The sequence below is a fragment of the Actinosynnema sp. ALI-1.44 genome (assembly GCF_001984155.1).
Classification (GTDB): Bacteria; Actinomycetota; Actinomycetes; order Mycobacteriales; family Pseudonocardiaceae; genus Kibdelosporangium.
The window spans coordinates 392729-406749 of the sequence record NZ_MTQO01000050.1 but is presented as its reverse complement, the minus strand read 5'-3'; the positions used below and the strand labels follow the sequence as shown (position 1 = coordinate 406749).

Below are 14021 nucleotides of genomic sequence, written 5' to 3'. Positions count from 1 at the left end.
AGGCTCCCCTTGTTCTACCGCGTGCTGCGTGCTGTGTGCGCCGTGATCGCGAAGGTGCTGTTCCGGCCGAAGGTCGAAGGCGTCGAGAACATCCCGGCCGACGGCGGGGTGATCCTGGCGAGCAACCACCTGTCGGTGTTCGACAGCATCCTGATCCCGCTCGTGGTGCCGCGGCAGGTGAACTTCCTCGCCAAGGAGGAGTACTTCCAGGGCAAGTCCCCCTACCACCGCGTCCGCACCGCGTTCATGCGTGCGATCGGCCAGGTGCCCGTGCAGCGCGGGCAGGCCCGCGCCGGTATCGCCGCGCTCGAGATCGCGAGCAAGGTCCTGGCCAAGGGCGACGTGTTCGGGATCTACCCGGAGGGCACCCGCTCGCGTGACCTGCGGCTGCACCGCGGGCACACCGGCGTCGGCCAGCTCGCGCTCAGCAACGGCGTGCCCGTCGTGCCGATGGCCGTGATCGGCACCGACCGGATCCAGCCGCCCGGCCAGCGCTTTCCCCGTCCGGCCAGGGTGACGATCCGAATCGGCAAGGCGCTGGACTTTTCCAGGTATGACGGAATGGCCGGCTCGCCAGCCATTCGCCGCGCGGTGACCGACGAGATCATGTATTCGATCATGGAACTGTCCGGCCAGGAATACGTCGACGTTTACCACAAGCTGCCGGACGCGGCCTGAGCCTCATACCACAGCCTATTGGACCGTTCTTGTGAATAGCCATCACAAGATCGGACGATTCCACCTCGCATCCGACTGCCGAGAGTAGACCGCAGACCGGACCAATTGGTCCTTTTTTCCTCCAATCGAGTGAATCGCCTTGAAGGTGGCGCCCAGCTCGGGCTCACTGGAAGTAGGGGACGGCACGGGGAGCCGTCCACCGCACCAGGGGGAATCCAGGGGGATTCAATGAGCGACCAAGATGCGGACGCGGCTGCCCGCGCACTACCGCTCCGCCATTCCGATGACATCCAGGGCGACATTCTCGCCGGTTTTCGCAAGGATCATGAAACGGTCCTGCTCCTGCGGTTCCCGGACGATCTTGACTCCGTGCGGAATTGGCTGCGCAGGCTGATCCCGCAGATCGCGACGACCCGCCAGGTCGCCGCCTTCAACACCGAGTTCAGCGCGGCCAGGCACACCCTCGCGGGAAGCGATCCGGCAGCGCTGAGCGCGACGTGGGTGAACGTGAGCCTGACGTACGCGGGCCTGAAGTTCCTGATGGGCGCTGAGCCGTTTCCCGGCCAGCGGCCCCCGGGAGTGGAGGCGTTCGCGTCGGGCGCGTTCGCCCGTGCGGAGATCAACGGCGACGACGGCGACAGCGCACCGGACCAGTGGCTGTTCGGCCGTGCCGACCAGCCGGTGCACGCCGTGCTCACGGTCGCGTCGGACGACCAGGCCAAGCTCGAGGTCCGGGCGTCCGAACTGCGTGTCGCCGCGGCCCGCGCCGGGCTGACGGTCACGTTCGAGCAGGTGGGCGCGACCCTGCCGGGCGAAGCCAAGGGACACGAGCACTTCGGGTTCAAGGACGGCGTCAGCCAGCCCGGCGTGCGCGGCTTCGATCGGCCCGATCCACGCGACCCGATCCACGTCGACGGCAAACCGGGCACCCGGATCCTGCCAGCGGGCGAATTCGTCGTCGGCCATCCCAAGCTGACCGGGGACGCGCCCCCACTGCCGGAATGGACCCGCAACGGGTCGTTCCACGTGGTGCGAAGGCTGGCACAGGACGTGCCCGCCTGGTGGGCGCAGGCCGGTGCCGCGCGTCGGCAGCTCGACAAGGAGGGGATCGAGCTGCCGCCCGGCACCGGCACAGAATGGCTGGCCGCCCGCGCGGTCGGCAGGTGGCGTTCGGGCGCGTCGGTGGCGCACAACCCGAACGCCGAGCCACCGACCAAACCGGGCGCGCCGGACGACAACCTGATCAGTTATGTGCCCGACCCGGAAGGGCACACCACACCGCATTTCTCGCACATCAGGAAGACCAACCCGCGTGACGGCATCGACGGCGACTTCACCAACGCCGACACGCGGCGCATCATCCGCAGGGGAATCCCGTACGGCCAGCCATTCGACCCGTCAGCCGGAGCGGGACACGGCCCGGACGCCGACCGTGGCCTCGTTTTCATCGCCTACATGGCGGACCTCGCCATCCAGTTCGAGTTCCTCCAGCAGGCGTGGATCAACAACGTCGACTTCCTGCAGACGGACACCGGAAACGACCCGGTGATCGGCAAGGACAGCGACGTGAATCTGAAGCTGGACACCAAACCAGAGGGAAAGAAACTGCATTTCGCACAGTTCGTGCGAACGGAGGGGACAGTTTATGCTTTCGCACCTTCACTCAGCACGCTGCGCCGTCTCGCAGGATGACCGCGACATGTGACAGCGCTGAAGCAGCAGTCCGCGACCGACATCCCGGCAGCCCTGCTCGAATGGAACACAAACCCCCAGGCAGTCCCCCACCCGACCCGGGGGGCGTCCCTGCTCCAGTCTACCGGCGGCAGGCCTGGCCAAGGGGGTTACCGGGCGGTTGTGGACAACTGGATTTGACGGAGTTACCTTCACCGAAACGGAAAGGGCTCGGCGGTCGCCGGGCCCTTTCCCAGTGGTTACGACCGGGAGTTCGTTGGGGGTATTCGGCGGATCCAGGTTTTCGCCAGCCAGATTTCTTCTGGGCAGTGCCGGACGAAGGGGCCGGTACCGGGGTTGTACCGGCGCCTTGGCCGGTACGGTCAGCGGGAAGCTGGGCCGTCGAGACCCTCGACAGACTTCCGGTCGTGACAACTAGTGTTCGGCGAACTTGTCCAGCAACGCCGCGGGATCGCTGTCGACGCTGATGAAGTCGCGGTACCCGGGCCGGATGAACCCCTCGATGACCATGTGGTCGACCATCTCGACCAGCGGCTGGTAGAAGCCGTCCGTGTCGACGATCCCGATCGGCTTCGAGTGCAGGCCGATCTGGGCCCACGTCCAGATCTCGAACAGCTCGTCCAGCGTCCCGGCGCCCCCGGGCAGCGCCAGGAACCCGTCGGACAGCTCGGCCATCAGCGCCTTGCGCTCGTGCATGCTGCCGACCACGTGCAGCTCGGTGAGGCCCTGGTGGGCCAGCTCCCTGTCGACCATGCTCGTCGGGATCACGCCGATCACCTGGCCGCCCGCGTCGAGCGCCGCGTCGGCGACGATGCCCATCGTGCCGACCGACGCGCCGCCGTAGACCAGGGTGATCCCGCGCTTCGCCAGCAGTTTCCCCGTTTCCGCCGCCGCCGTGGCATAGCGGGGCGAGCGGCCCGGCTGGGAGCCGCAGAACACGCAGATCCGCACTAGTGGACTTCCTCCCATGCGCGGTACGCGTCCTCGACCACGCTGATCGCGTCGTCGACGTCGTCGGTCACGTGGATCAGCGCCAGGTCCTTCTCGCCGACCTTGCCCGTCTTGAACACCACGTCCTGCAGCCAGCTGTGCAGGCCACCCCAGTAGTCGCTGCCGAACAGCACGATCGGGAACTTCGTGACCTTCTTCGTCTGCACCAGGGTCAGCGCCTCGAACAGCTCGTCGAGGGTGCCGAAGCCACCCGGCAGGCAGATGAAGGCCTGCGCGTACTTGATGAACATCGTCTTGCGGACGAAGAAGTACCGGAAGTTCACGCCGAGGTCGACCCACGGGTTGAGGCCCTGCTCGAACGGCAGCTCGATGCCGAGCCCGATCGACAGGCCGCCCGCCTCGGACGCGCCCCTGTTCACCGCCTCCATCGTGCCGGGGCCACCGCCGGTCAGCGCCGCGAAGCCCGCTTCGGCCAGCGCCGCGCCGATCTTGCGGCCCAGCTCGTATTCGGGGTGGTCACGAGGAGTGCGCGCGGACCCGAACACGGTCACCGCGCGCGGCACCTCGGCGAGCGCGCCGAATCCCTCGACGAACTCGGCCTGGATGCGCATCACGCGCCACGGGTCCGTGTGCACCCACGCGGACGGGCCACGTGAGTCGAGCAGGCGCTGGTCTGTGGTGGTCGGCTCCTCGCTGCGCCCGCGGCGCAAGGTCACCGGGCCCCGTTGCTTTTCCTTGGGGCGGTCTTCGTTCGTCGTCACCAGCTCAAGTCTAGTTGTGGTCACCTGCCCAACCGGTGACTTGTTCGCCTCGACGCGGTGACCGCCTGAACAACGGTGATCACGCTCCGGTCAGCCAGCGGGCCAGCACACGTGCGCAGTCGCTGATCTGCTGGACGTGCACGTGCTCCTCCTTGGTGTGCGCCAGCGTCGGGTCACCGGGGCCGAAGTTGACCGCGGGCATGCCGAGCGCCGCGAACCGGGCGACGTCCGTCCAGCCCAGCTTGGCGACCGGCTGGCCACCGGCGGCTTCCACGAGTTCCTTGGCCGGAGGCGCCTGCAACCCGGGCAGCGCCCCGGCAGCGTGGTCGACGACCGCCACGTCGAAACCGTCGAAGACCTCACGCAGGTGCTTCTCGGCGGCGGCCAGGTCCCGGTCAGGCGCGAAGCGGTGGTTGACCGTGAGCACGGCGCTGTCGGGGACCACGTTGCCCGCGACGCCACCGTCGATCTTCACCGCCTGCAGTCCTTCGCGGTACGTGCAGCCGTCGATCTCCACGATCCGCGGCTCGTAGGCGTCCAGCCTGCGCAGGGCCTCACCGAGCGCGTGGATCGCGTTCACGCCCATCCACGCCCTGGCGGTGTGGGCGCGTTTGCCGGTCGTGCGGATCTCGATGCGCATCGTGCCCTGGCACCCGGCCTCGATCACGCCGTTGGACGGTTCGCACACCACGGCGACGTCGCCGAGCAGCCAGTCCTTGAGCTCGCCCCGCTCGATCCGGCCGAGGCCGTTGCGGCTCGCATCGATCTCCTCACAGTCGTAGAACACGAAGGTCACGTCGTGGCGCGGCTCGGTGATGGTGGCGGCGAGGTGCAGCATCACCGCGTCGCCGCCTTTCATGTCGACCGTCCCGCAGCCGTGCAGGACCCCGCCTTCCCGCCGGGACGGCAGGTTGTCGTTGATCGGCACCGTGTCGATGTGGCCCGCGAACACCACGCGCCGCTCGCGCCCGAGGTTCGTGCGCGCCATGACCGTGTTGCCCGACCTTGTCACTTCCAGGTGTCGGAGGGCGCGCAGGGCGCGTTCCACCGCGTCGGCGAGGTCGGCCTCGTTCTCCGAGACGCTCGGGACGTCGACGAGGACAGCGGTCAGGTCCACCGGGTCGGCAGTGAGATCAAGTTCAACGGTCACACCCGCACGCTACCCGTCACGTGGGTTTCACGTGGAGCACGTGGAGGCCACGTGGAGCACGTGACATCCACGTGGTACCGTTAGGCCATGAAGAGGAACATCACCGTCCAATTAGACGAAGAGGTCATCGATCAGGCGAAGGTGCTGGCAGCCCGGCGCGGAACGTCTGTCAGCTCCTTGCTCGCGCAAGAGCTCACCAAGATGACAGAGGAAGTAACTCGTTACGAGGCAGCTAAATACCGCGCCCTCGCCCTGATGGAAGAGATCGGCAATCGCCGACGCCCTGGCGAAGGCGAGCTGATCACCTGGACTCGCGAGGAAATAAACGACCGCGCGCTCGCGCGCGAAGAAGAAGCGCAACGCCGCAAGGAAGCCGAAGGAACCACCGAGTGACAGGCGCAATCCCTGAGCTGGTCTTCATCGACACCAACGTCCTGGTCTACGCCCATGACGGACGAGATCCGGCAAAGCGCGAGATCGCACAGGCCACTCTGGCCAAGCTGTGGGATACCGACACAGGAGCGTTGAGCACACAGGTCCTACAAGAGTTCTATTCGACAGCCACCCGCAAACTCAACCTGTCACATGACAAAGCACGCGAGGTCGTCGCGGCCTACGGCGAATGGTGCGCAACGGACACCGATCCTCAATTACTGGTCACGGCAAGCACGCTGTGCGAGCGTTATCAACTTAACTGGTGGGATGCGCTGGTCATCGAGGGCGCGCTTCGGAGCGGGGCGACGACGTTGCTGTCGGAGGACATGCAGGACGGTCAGCGCTTCGGGTCCCTCACGATCCGCAACCCGTTCGTCGAACGCTGACCGATCGTTGGTTACCGTTTGCGTGTGAGCGCGAACCCCGAGTCGAGCGGCGCCTACGGCGTCGGTCTTGCGACAGTCACCACTGATGGCACCGTTCTGGACTGCTGGTTCCCCAAGCCCAAGCTGGGGGACGCGCCCGCGCCAGGGACGCAGCACCTGTCCGAGATGGAGGCCGCCGAGGAACTCGGCAACGGCGTGTCCGCGATGCTGGGGCCGGACAACGCCCGTGGCGTCGAGATCATCGCGGTCCGGACCGGGATCAGCGCGCTGGCCGAGCCACCCCACGACGCCTACGACGTCTACCTGCGGCTGCACCTGCTGTCCTCCCGGCTCGCCGCCCCCAACAGCCTGAACCTCGACGGCGTCTTCGGCCTGCTGGCCAACGTCGTGTGGACCAACCACGGCCCGTGCCCGGTGGAGAACTTCGCGGAGACCCGGTTGGCGCTGCGAGCGCGTGGCGCGGTGACCGTGCACGGCATCGACAAGTTCCCGCGGATGGTGGACTACGTCGTGCCGAGCGGTGTCCGGATCGCCGACGCCGACCGCGTCCGGCTGGGTGCGCACCTGGCCAGCGGCACCACCGTCATGCACGAGGGCTTCGTCAACTTCAACGCGGGCACGCTGGGCTCGTCGATGGTCGAAGGCCGGGTTTCCCAGGGCGTCATCGTCGGCGACGGATCGGACATCGGCGGCGGCGCGTCGATCATGGGCACGCTGTCCGGCGGTGGCAAGGAGATGATCACGATCGGTGAGCGCTGCCTGGTCGGTGCGAACGCCGGGATCGGCATCTCGCTCGGCGACGACTGCGTGGTCGAGGCGGGCCTGTACGTCACCGCGGGGACGAAGGTCAAGCTGCCGGACGGCAAGCTGGTCAAGGCGCGCGACCTGTCCGGTGCGAGCAACCTGCTGTTCAGGCGCAACTCCAGCACCGGGACCGTCGAGGTCGTCGAGCGCAGCGGGTCCGGTATTCACCTGAACGAAGCACTGCACGCCAACGACTGACCGGCGGAAACAGGCATTTCGTTCACTTAAGATTCATGGTGTGACCACTTCTCTGACGCCCGTGGACCTGGGGCTGCCGCCTGAGCCGGTTACGGCCCGTCGCAAGGACCCGCCAGCCGTTCACGTTCGCGTGCGGCTGGACAGTCAGCTGCGGGCGCTCCTCGCGCACGAGGCGGGCACCAAGTCCGGAGTGGACCCGGAGGACCTGCACCAGATGCGCGTCACCATCCGGCGCCTCCGCGCAGCGGTCAACGCGGACGGCGCCGGGCTCGGCGACGTGGTGTCTCCGCTGCAGGTCGAACTCAAGTGGCTGGGCAACGCGCTCGGCCGGGTGCGCGACATCGACGTGCAGCTCGACCGGCTGCGAGCGGAAGCGGCCGGGTTCGACGACGAGGAACGAGCTGCGGTCGAGCGCCTGCTCGGCGGGCTGGTCGCGGAGCGGAAGGCGGCACGGCGCCGGATGCTGGCCGCGTTGCGCACCAAGCGCTACACCGCGCTGCTGACGTCGCTGGCCGCGGCCACGGCGTCCGCCCCGCAGACCACTTCGGACAGTGCGGACCGGGTGGTGGACAACGCGGTGGTCAGCGTCATCTACCGCCCGTACCGCAAGCTGTTCAAGGCCGTGGCGGCCATGGGCGACGACCCGGTCGACGAGCAGCTGCACGCCCTACGAATCAAGGGCAAGCGTTTGCGTTACGCCGCCGAACTGGTCGGGCCCGCCGGGAAGGAACCGGTCAAGCAGCTGATCAAGGCCACCAAGGCGTTCCAGGAAGTCCTCGGCGAGCACCAGGACGCGGCCGTCGCGGAGGAGACCATCCGCCGCCTGCTGCAAGGCCAGGACGACGCCGCCGTGATCTTCGTCGCCGGACGCCTCGTCGAACGCGAACACGCCCGCCGCCTCGCCTACCGGTCACAGTGGCGAGACAGGTGGGACGCGGTCGCGGCCTTCGCCGCCGAGTTCAACCGCAAAACCGGCTGACACAACTGGGCCGTGCCCACGCGGGACACGGCTCAGGAGATCACGCAGTGAGCCGGGCCGCCGCGGCTGCCACCCGCTCGTCCGTCGCGGTCAGGGCCACCCGAACGTGCTGCGAACCCGTGGGGCCGTAGATCGTCCCGGGCGCGACCAGGACGCCGCGGTCGGCGAACCACGACACGGTCTGCCATGCGTCCTCGCCGCGCGTGGCCCACAGGTACAGGCCCGCCTCGGAGTGGTCGATCTTGAAACCCGCCTCGGTCAGCGCCGCCTTCAGCACGTCCCGCCTCACGCGGTACCGCTCCTTCTGCACCTTGACGTGGTCGTCGTCGGACAGGGCCGCCGTCATGGCTTCCTGGACCGGCCGGGGCACGATCATCCCCGCGTGCTTGCGGACCGACAGCAGACCGGCCACCAGCGCCGGGTCCCCCGTGACGAACCCCGCTCGGTACCCGGCCAAGCTCGACGACTTCGACAGCGAGTGCACCGCCAGGAGCCCCTGGGTGCTGCCCTCGTTCACCGAGGGGTGCAGCACGGACACGGGCTCCGTGTCCCAGCCGAGGGACAGGTAGCACTCGTCCGAGATCACCGTCGCGCCGCGTTCCCGCGCCCAGGTGACCACCTTGCGCAGGTGGGCGACCGGGAGCACACGGCCCGTCGGGTTCGACGGCGAGTTCAGCCAGATGATCGACGGCTTCTGCGGGCCCAGTGCTGTCAGGCCGTCCGTGCGCACCACCGCCGCCCCGGCGAGCAGGGCGCCGACCTCGTACGTCGGGTACGCCAGCTCCGGGATCACGACGATCGACCCCGGGCTCGTGCCCAGCAGCGTCGGCAGCCAGGCGACCAGCTCCTTCGACCCGATCGTCGGCAGGATGTCCTTCGCCGTGACCGTGTCGACGTCGAAACGGCGGCTCAGCGCCTGGACCGCCGCCGCACGCAGTTCCGGTGTGCCGTGTGTGGTGGGGTATCCGGCACGATCCGACACCGCTGCGAGTGCTGCCCTGATCTTCTCGGGCACCGGGTCGACGGGTGTGCCGACCGAGAGGTCGACCACGCCGTCGCGGTGCTCACGAGCCTTGGCCGTGGGACCCGCGAGCGAGTCCCACGGGAAGTCGGGCAGACCCGTGATCAATGCTCGGTCTCGCGCTGTTCCAGGTCCTTGATCCACTGCGGGTCGGCGGCGACCTTACCGACCTTCGACGCCCCGCCCGGCGAACCGAGCTCGTCGAAGAAGTCGACGTTGGCCTTGGTGTAGTCCTTCCACTGATCGGGGACGTCGTCCTCGTAGTAGATGGCCTCCACCGGACAGACCGGCTCGCAGGCACCGCAGTCGACGCACTCGTCAGGGTGGATGTAGAGCATCCGGTCGCCCTCGTAAATACAGTCGACCGGGCACTCCTCGATGCACGCCTTGTCGAGCAAGTCGACGCAGGGCTCGGCGATGACGTAGGTCACGGTGCTCTGCTCCTTTGTGAAACCTGGTACACGCGCGTTCGGGAAGACGCGTTAATCGCAAGTATCCCCCGTCCATGCCCCCGACGACTAACCGGTGTCAGAGGGTGACAAGGATCTCAGCAAGGCGGAAGGGCACCACGCTGCACAATCGCGGCATGGACGTTGTCACCCGCTTGGAGCACGACTGCGCGCAGGCCTGGCCCGCCCTGGTGGACGAGCCGCTCGGCGACTGGCGAATGCGGGCGGCAGGCGGGTTCACCGGGCGCGCCAACAGCACCTTGACCTGCGGAGATCCCGGTGTCGACGTGCCGACCGCGCTGCGCAGGTCGGCGGGTTTCGCCGAGCGCAACGGCATCGCGCCGACGGCGCACGTGGTGATCGGCACAGTGCTGGACTCCGTGATCGGCCGACTGGGGTGGAGGGTCCACCTGGACCACCCGGGAGGCGCGGAATCACTCGTGATGACCGGACCACTCGCTCCAGGCGAACATGAGGGCGCACGTGTCGACGACACTCCGTCAACTCAGTGGTGGGAGCTCACGGCCGGGTCCGATCAGCCGACCGCCGCCCAGCGGCACGTGCTGTCCTCGGCCCCGGGCGTTGGCTACGGCGTGCTCGAACGCGACGGTCAGGTTGTCGCGGCGGTGCGTGGCGCTGTGGTGGGCGACCTGCTGCACGTGGCTCGCTTGGCCGTGCGACCGGCGTACCGGCGGCAAGGGCTGGCCGTCGGGTTGCTCAAGACGCTCTACGCGTGGGCGCACGCCAAGGGCGCCACGCGGCAGGCGTTGCAGGTCGCAGAGCACAACGACCCCGCGATCCGTCTCTACGAGGGGTTCGGGTGCACCGAACACCACCGCTACCGCTACTGGATCCCCTGCTGAGTCAGCCACTTGCTGCCGCGTTTGGCGGCGCGTTTCAACGCTGAGCGCTCGCCGAGGTAGTCACCGGCCATGCCGACGACGGGCAGCATGCCCACTGCCTTGTGGTAGAAGCGGCCCTGCGGGCGTTTCTCCAGCTCACCGGTGATGGAGAAGAGGATCCTGGCCTGCCGCCACAGCCACTTGAACCCGGCCTTGACGCCGAACTTCCTGCCCTTGACCGGTTCCTCGACCTCCTCGACCGGGGGGCCGTCCTGGTCCTCGGTCAGCTTGGCGACCATCTCCTCGTCGGCGGCCGCGTCGCCCTTGCCCCGCGCGGTCTGCATGTCGATGTCGCGGTCGAACAGGATCGAGGCGAGCAGCCGGACCTTCACGCCGATGTCGTCCACGCCGCGTTCGGAAGCGATGGCGCACAACAGCAGCCCCTGGCTCGCCGAGCCGAGCATGTCCTGCAGCGGCAGCCGGTCGCCCCACACCCCGGCCAGGCCGGTCACCGAGGCCAGCAGTGAGGTGAACCGGCCGACGCGGCTGATCCACCAGTCCACGCGCTCGTCGATCGGCAGCTGGCCCCAGCCCTTCATGCCCGGCCGCTTGATGCTGGCGACGACGGACTTGACCTTGTCCACGATGGACCGATCGACATCCGGGTCTGTTTCGTCCACTTCGACCGGTTCACCGTCATCTCGCAGACGGTGCACCATCGGGTCGCACCTGCGCACGAACACGCGCAGGACAACGGCCACGTGCTGATCGGTGATCGCCTCTGCCACAGCTCAGCAGCGTAGTTCCATGCCTTCGGAAGCCGCAGCGATATCACCCGAAAAGACCGCCGCTGCCCGCTCGACCGCGGCCGCACGGTCGCTCCCCGGCCAGAAATGTGTCAGCAACAGGCGTTTCGCGCCGGCGCGGGCGGCCACCTCCCCGGCCTCCCGTGCGCTCATCAGCGTGCGCGGCTCGTCCTGGGGCTCGGTGAGCGTCGCTTCCGAGATGAACACGTCCGCGTCCCTCGCCAGCTCCACCAACGCCGGAACCGGACCGGTGTCACCGGTGTACGCCAACACCGTGTCCCGCGTGACCAGCCGGATCCCCGAGTTCGGCACGTGGTGCGGCAACGCGATCCCGGTCAGCTCGAACGGGCCCACCCGGTACGCGCCCGGCAGGTCGAAGATGTCGAACGCGTCCGACAGCGGCGGCCGCGGCTCGACCACGCTGAGCCTGCGCACAACACCCGGCGTGCAGTACAAGGGAATCCGTGGCGCGTCGGCGTAGTACCTGGCTCGCAGCAACGCGTTCAGGTCGACGCAGTGATCGGGATGCTCGTGTGTCACCGCGACCGCGTCGACCGACGAGGCCGGGCACACCTCGAACAGCCGGGACGCCACGCCGAACCCCATGTCCAGCACCAGCCGGAAACCGTCGTGCTCGACCAGGAAGCCACTGCACGCCCGGCCGGGTTCCGGCCACGCCCCACAACTTCCGAGAACGGTGATGCGCATGGCGTTCACCCTTGCAGAAGCAGGGCGACCAGTTCGTCCCGGCCGCTCGAGCGGGTCTTGCGGTAGATCGACTGGAGGTACTCGTTCACGGTGTGCGTCGACAGTTCGAGCACCCGCGCGATCCGTTTCGCCGAACCGCCCTCGCACACCAGGTCCAGCACCTGGCGCTCACGCGGCGTGATCCCGTACCACCAGCTCAACGACGACACCAGCCGCGCGCCGCTGGCCGGACGGATGATCAGCGTCAGGTCGTCGGCCAGCACCTGGCCGTGGATCTCGACCCACTGGCCGCACCGCGCCGCCGGCACACACGTGACCGCACGAGGCTTCCGCTTGTCCACCAGGGCAAGCCGGGCCGCCTTCGACAGCTGCCGGATCGCCACGCGCGGCAGCGCGCCACGCTCCCATTTCGTCCAATGTGGAATCGCCGCCAGCCACGCCCGCGCTTCCGCGCTCATCGCGGTGACGCGATCCCGGCCGACCACAAGCACTCCCGGCGGCAACGGGCGAGCGGACCGCGCCAAAGCGGCCGACGTGACGTACTCACGCAACACCGGCGCGAAGGTCCGGCCGAACGGCACCGGAGTCGTTTCGAACTCTTCGTCATGCCGCCACAGGGTGAGCAGTCCGTACCGGCGTCTCCCGCTCACCAACGGAATCCGCAATCGATGAGCGCCGGGACCGAGCGACCCCACGCCGAACGACTCGATCCCCGACGGATCGAGCCCCTGCAGGTAGTAGCCGTCGTGCCGGATCGACCGCCCCACCACGTCCGAAACCCGCTCCCCCAGCGCGTCGAGGTCCCCCGCGCGGGCAGTCTCCACCAGCCCCGTCGACGTCATGGGATCGAGCCTGGCCTGGCCGCGGCCCGGTTCCGCAGAGGCCTGGTGCCTAGGCCTGCCGGGAAAATTTCCTGGCCTGCGCCTGGCCGAGCAGGCTGCCCAACGTCACCGCGCCGCTCAACGCGCCACAGCCGAGCAGCAGCAACGCCCGCCAGTCGCCGATCAGCACGACGTCACCGCCGGGCCCGGGAAACGCCGAGACGAGCACGCACAGCAGCCACACCCACAACGGCGAACCGGCCACCAGCACCCGTGGTGAGATCCTGCCTGCCGCCTTGACCAGCCACGGCATCGTCACCGCCGCGACCACGGCGGAGATCGGGAACACGAGGCTGTCACCGATCATCGGCAGCATCGTGCCGTCGAACCGCAACGGCAGGTACAGCAACTCCACGACGGCGAGGACGAAGCTGCCCACGAGCAGGCCGAGCAGCCTCAGCGCGTTGCCCGGGGTCATCCGAGCCCGCCGAACAGGTCCGCATCGGCGCCGTCCGGCCTGCCGCTGGCCAGGATGTAGTACTCGTGGCCGACGATCGGCTGCGCGATGTCGTTCGACAACGCGTAGCACGACGAGCCCGAGTCGTCCTGCCAAACGGTGACCTGGGTCTGGTGTGCCCGCAACGCGCGCAGTTTCGCGTCGAGGTGGTCGGCGATCGGCACGACCGTGGTGATCTCGTCGTCCGGCGTGACCGGGAGTTCGCCCGGCTCCGGCAGCCGGTACGGCAGGTCGGCGACCGCGGCCAGTTCGGCCACGCCCGCGTTCGTGGCCCGCTCGGACGTCACCACGTGGAAGACCCGGCGGACATCGGCCTGTGCACAAGCCACGGTGGTGACTTCGTGCGCACGGATGTGGTCGGGGTGGCCGTACCCGCCGTCCGGTCCGTACGTGACGACGACGTCCGGCTTGACCTCCCGCAGGATCGCCAGCAGCTGCTCGGCCTGCTCGGTGAAGTCACCGTTGATGAAGGCCCTCGAGTGCTGGTTGGACGGCACACCGACCATTCCGGAGTCACGCCAGCGGCCGATCCCGCCGAGGTACCGGTGGTCGACGACGCCGAGCGCCGCGCACGCCGCCCGCAGCTCGCCGTTGCGGTAGCCGCCGAGCTGGTCGGACTCGCCGGCAGCCAGGAGGGCGAGACCATCGGGGATGATCTCGCCCTCCTCGCCCAGCGTGCAGGTCACGAGGGTGACATGGGCACCGTTGGCCGCGTACTTCGCGATGGTCCCGCCTGTCCAGAGACTCTCGTCGTCCGGGTGGGCGTGGACCAGCAGCAGCCTCGGCGGAGCAGTCAGCATCACGACACCAGCCTATGGAACGC

Annotated in this window: 17 protein-coding genes; 7 read left to right on the top strand and 10 right to left on the bottom strand. The window is 68.3% G+C overall.

Features of this window, described 5'->3' with window-relative positions; translation table 11 throughout:
• Window positions 1–9: 9 nt before the first annotated feature.
• Together ALI144C_RS34355 and ALI144C_RS34350 are read left to right on the top strand one after the other, a co-directional pair.
• Window positions 10–678 carry a lysophospholipid acyltransferase family protein gene (locus tag ALI144C_RS34355; protein ID WP_076991347.1) on the top strand — a complete coding sequence of 223 codons (669 nt, stop codon included), beginning with the start codon at window positions 10–12 and terminating at the stop codon, window positions 676–678.
• Window positions 679–906: 228 nt separating this feature from the next.
• Entirely contained in the window at window positions 907–2370 is a 1464-nt protein-coding gene (locus tag ALI144C_RS34350) for a Dyp-type peroxidase (RefSeq protein ID WP_076991346.1), read from the top strand.
• A gap of 414 nt (window positions 2371–2784) precedes the next feature.
• Here the strand turns inward: ALI144C_RS34350 and ALI144C_RS34345 are convergent, their stop codons facing one another.
• From ALI144C_RS34345 to dapE, 3 genes are all read right to left on the bottom strand, one after another.
• A complete protein-coding gene (locus tag ALI144C_RS34345) occupies window positions 2785–3339 on the bottom strand; it encodes a TIGR00730 family Rossman fold protein (protein WP_076991345.1) in 555 nt (184 codons plus the stop codon).
• Window positions 3321–4082 (bottom strand): TIGR00730 family Rossman fold protein, encoded by a 762-nt coding sequence (locus ALI144C_RS34340; protein ID WP_237774456.1) that lies wholly within the window; start codon window positions 4080–4082, stop codon window positions 3321–3323. The genes ALI144C_RS34345 and ALI144C_RS34340 overlap by 19 nt, the downstream gene beginning before the upstream one ends.
• Before the next feature lie 79 nt (window positions 4083–4161).
• The gene (gene dapE, locus ALI144C_RS34335; RefSeq protein WP_076991344.1) at window positions 4162–5232 is read right to left on the bottom strand and encodes a succinyl-diaminopimelate desuccinylase; all 1071 of its coding nucleotides are present in this window, start codon (window positions 5230–5232) and stop codon (window positions 4162–4164) included.
• 87 nt (window positions 5233–5319) lie between these two features.
• On the opposite strand from dapE, the gene ALI144C_RS55860 reads away from it, so the two are divergent.
• Genes ALI144C_RS55860 through ALI144C_RS34315 form a run of 4 tightly spaced genes read left to right on the top strand, consistent with a single transcriptional unit; the run spans window position 5320 to window position 8034 of the window.
• Window positions 5320–5625: a DUF6364 family protein gene (locus ALI144C_RS55860; protein WP_076991343.1), complete on the top strand. Its 306-nt coding sequence runs from the start codon at window positions 5320–5322 to the stop codon at window positions 5623–5625.
• Window positions 5622–6053 carry a PIN domain-containing protein gene (locus ALI144C_RS34325; RefSeq protein WP_168211417.1) on the top strand — a complete coding sequence of 144 codons (432 nt, stop codon included), beginning with the start codon at window positions 5622–5624 and terminating at the stop codon, window positions 6051–6053. The genes ALI144C_RS55860 and ALI144C_RS34325 overlap by 4 nt, the downstream gene beginning before the upstream one ends.
• A gap of 24 nt (window positions 6054–6077) precedes the next feature.
• A complete protein-coding gene (gene dapD, locus ALI144C_RS34320; RefSeq protein ID WP_083753629.1) occupies window positions 6078–7055 on the top strand; it encodes a 2,3,4,5-tetrahydropyridine-2,6-dicarboxylate N-succinyltransferase in 978 nt (325 codons plus the stop codon).
• A gap of 40 nt (window positions 7056–7095) precedes the next feature.
• Window positions 7096–8034 carry a CHAD domain-containing protein gene (locus tag ALI144C_RS34315; protein WP_237774455.1) on the top strand — a complete coding sequence of 313 codons (939 nt, stop codon included), beginning with the start codon at window positions 7096–7098 and terminating at the stop codon, window positions 8032–8034.
• Window positions 8035–8074: 40 nt separating this feature from the next.
• Here ALI144C_RS34315 and dapC read toward each other — a convergent pair whose 3' ends face one another.
• The gene (dapC, locus tag ALI144C_RS34310; RefSeq protein ID WP_076991549.1) at window positions 8075–9160 is read right to left on the bottom strand and encodes a succinyldiaminopimelate transaminase; all 1086 of its coding nucleotides are present in this window, start codon (window positions 9158–9160) and stop codon (window positions 8075–8077) included.
• Window positions 9160–9486 (bottom strand): ferredoxin, encoded by a 327-nt coding sequence (gene fdxA, locus ALI144C_RS34305; RefSeq protein ID WP_076991341.1) that lies wholly within the window; start codon window positions 9484–9486, stop codon window positions 9160–9162. Before fdxA ends, dapC begins: the two co-directional genes overlap by 1 nt.
• A 155-nt stretch (window positions 9487–9641) precedes the next feature.
• Here fdxA and ALI144C_RS34300 point away from each other — a divergent pair, with 155 nt between their 5' ends.
• Window positions 9642–10367: a GNAT family N-acetyltransferase gene (locus ALI144C_RS34300; RefSeq protein ID WP_076991340.1), complete on the top strand. Its 726-nt coding sequence runs from the start codon at window positions 9642–9644 to the stop codon at window positions 10365–10367.
• Here the strand turns inward: ALI144C_RS34300 and ALI144C_RS34295 are convergent.
• The 5 genes from ALI144C_RS34295 to mshB are packed head-to-tail and all read right to left on the bottom strand — an operon-like array spanning window position 10349 to window position 14001.
• The gene (locus ALI144C_RS34295; protein WP_076991339.1) at window positions 10349–11134 is read right to left on the bottom strand and encodes a hypothetical protein; all 786 of its coding nucleotides are present in this window, start codon (window positions 11132–11134) and stop codon (window positions 10349–10351) included. The genes ALI144C_RS34300 and ALI144C_RS34295 overlap by 19 nt on opposite strands.
• 3 nt (window positions 11135–11137) lie before the next feature.
• Window positions 11138–11860: an MBL fold metallo-hydrolase gene (locus tag ALI144C_RS34290; protein ID WP_076991548.1), complete on the bottom strand. Its 723-nt coding sequence runs from the start codon at window positions 11858–11860 to the stop codon at window positions 11138–11140.
• A gap of 5 nt (window positions 11861–11865) precedes the next feature.
• The gene (locus ALI144C_RS34285) at window positions 11866–12702 is read right to left on the bottom strand and encodes a helix-turn-helix transcriptional regulator (RefSeq protein ID WP_076991338.1); all 837 of its coding nucleotides are present in this window, start codon (window positions 12700–12702) and stop codon (window positions 11866–11868) included.
• A 49-nt stretch (window positions 12703–12751) separates the two neighbouring features.
• Window positions 12752–13159, bottom strand: a complete 408-nt coding sequence (locus ALI144C_RS34280) for a hypothetical protein (RefSeq protein WP_076991337.1) — start codon at window positions 13157–13159, stop codon at window positions 12752–12754.
• Complete coding sequence (gene mshB, locus ALI144C_RS34275) at window positions 13156–14001, bottom strand: N-acetyl-1-D-myo-inositol-2-amino-2-deoxy-alpha-D-glucopyranoside deacetylase (protein ID WP_193441244.1); 846 nt, start codon at window positions 13999–14001, stop codon at window positions 13156–13158. The genes ALI144C_RS34280 and mshB overlap by 4 nt, the downstream gene beginning before the upstream one ends.
• Window positions 14002–14021 lie beyond the last annotated feature (20 nt).

Bases quoted from the DNA above. Each gene is read 5' to 3' on its own strand.
- ALI144C_RS34350 (WP_076991346.1), top strand. From the start codon at position 907: ATGAGCGACCAAGATGCGGACGCGGCTGCCCGCGCACTACCGCTCCGC.
- ALI144C_RS34345 (WP_076991345.1), bottom strand. From the start codon at position 3,339: ATGGGAGGAAGTCCACTAGTGCGGATCTGCGTGTTCTGCGGCTCCCAG.
- ALI144C_RS55860 (WP_076991343.1), top strand. From the start codon at position 5,320: ATGAAGAGGAACATCACCGTCCAATTAGACGAAGAGGTCATCGATCAG.
- ALI144C_RS34300 (WP_076991340.1), top strand. From the start codon at position 9,642: ATGGACGTTGTCACCCGCTTGGAGCACGACTGCGCGCAGGCCTGGCCC.
- ALI144C_RS34290 (WP_076991548.1), bottom strand. From the start codon at position 11,860: ATGCGCATCACCGTTCTCGGAAGTTGTGGGGCGTGGCCGGAACCCGGC.
- ALI144C_RS34285 (WP_076991338.1), bottom strand. From the start codon at position 12,702: ATGACGTCGACGGGGCTGGTGGAGACTGCCCGCGCGGGGGACCTCGAC.
- ALI144C_RS34280 (WP_076991337.1), bottom strand. From the start codon at position 13,159: ATGACCCCGGGCAACGCGCTGAGGCTGCTCGGCCTGCTCGTGGGCAGC.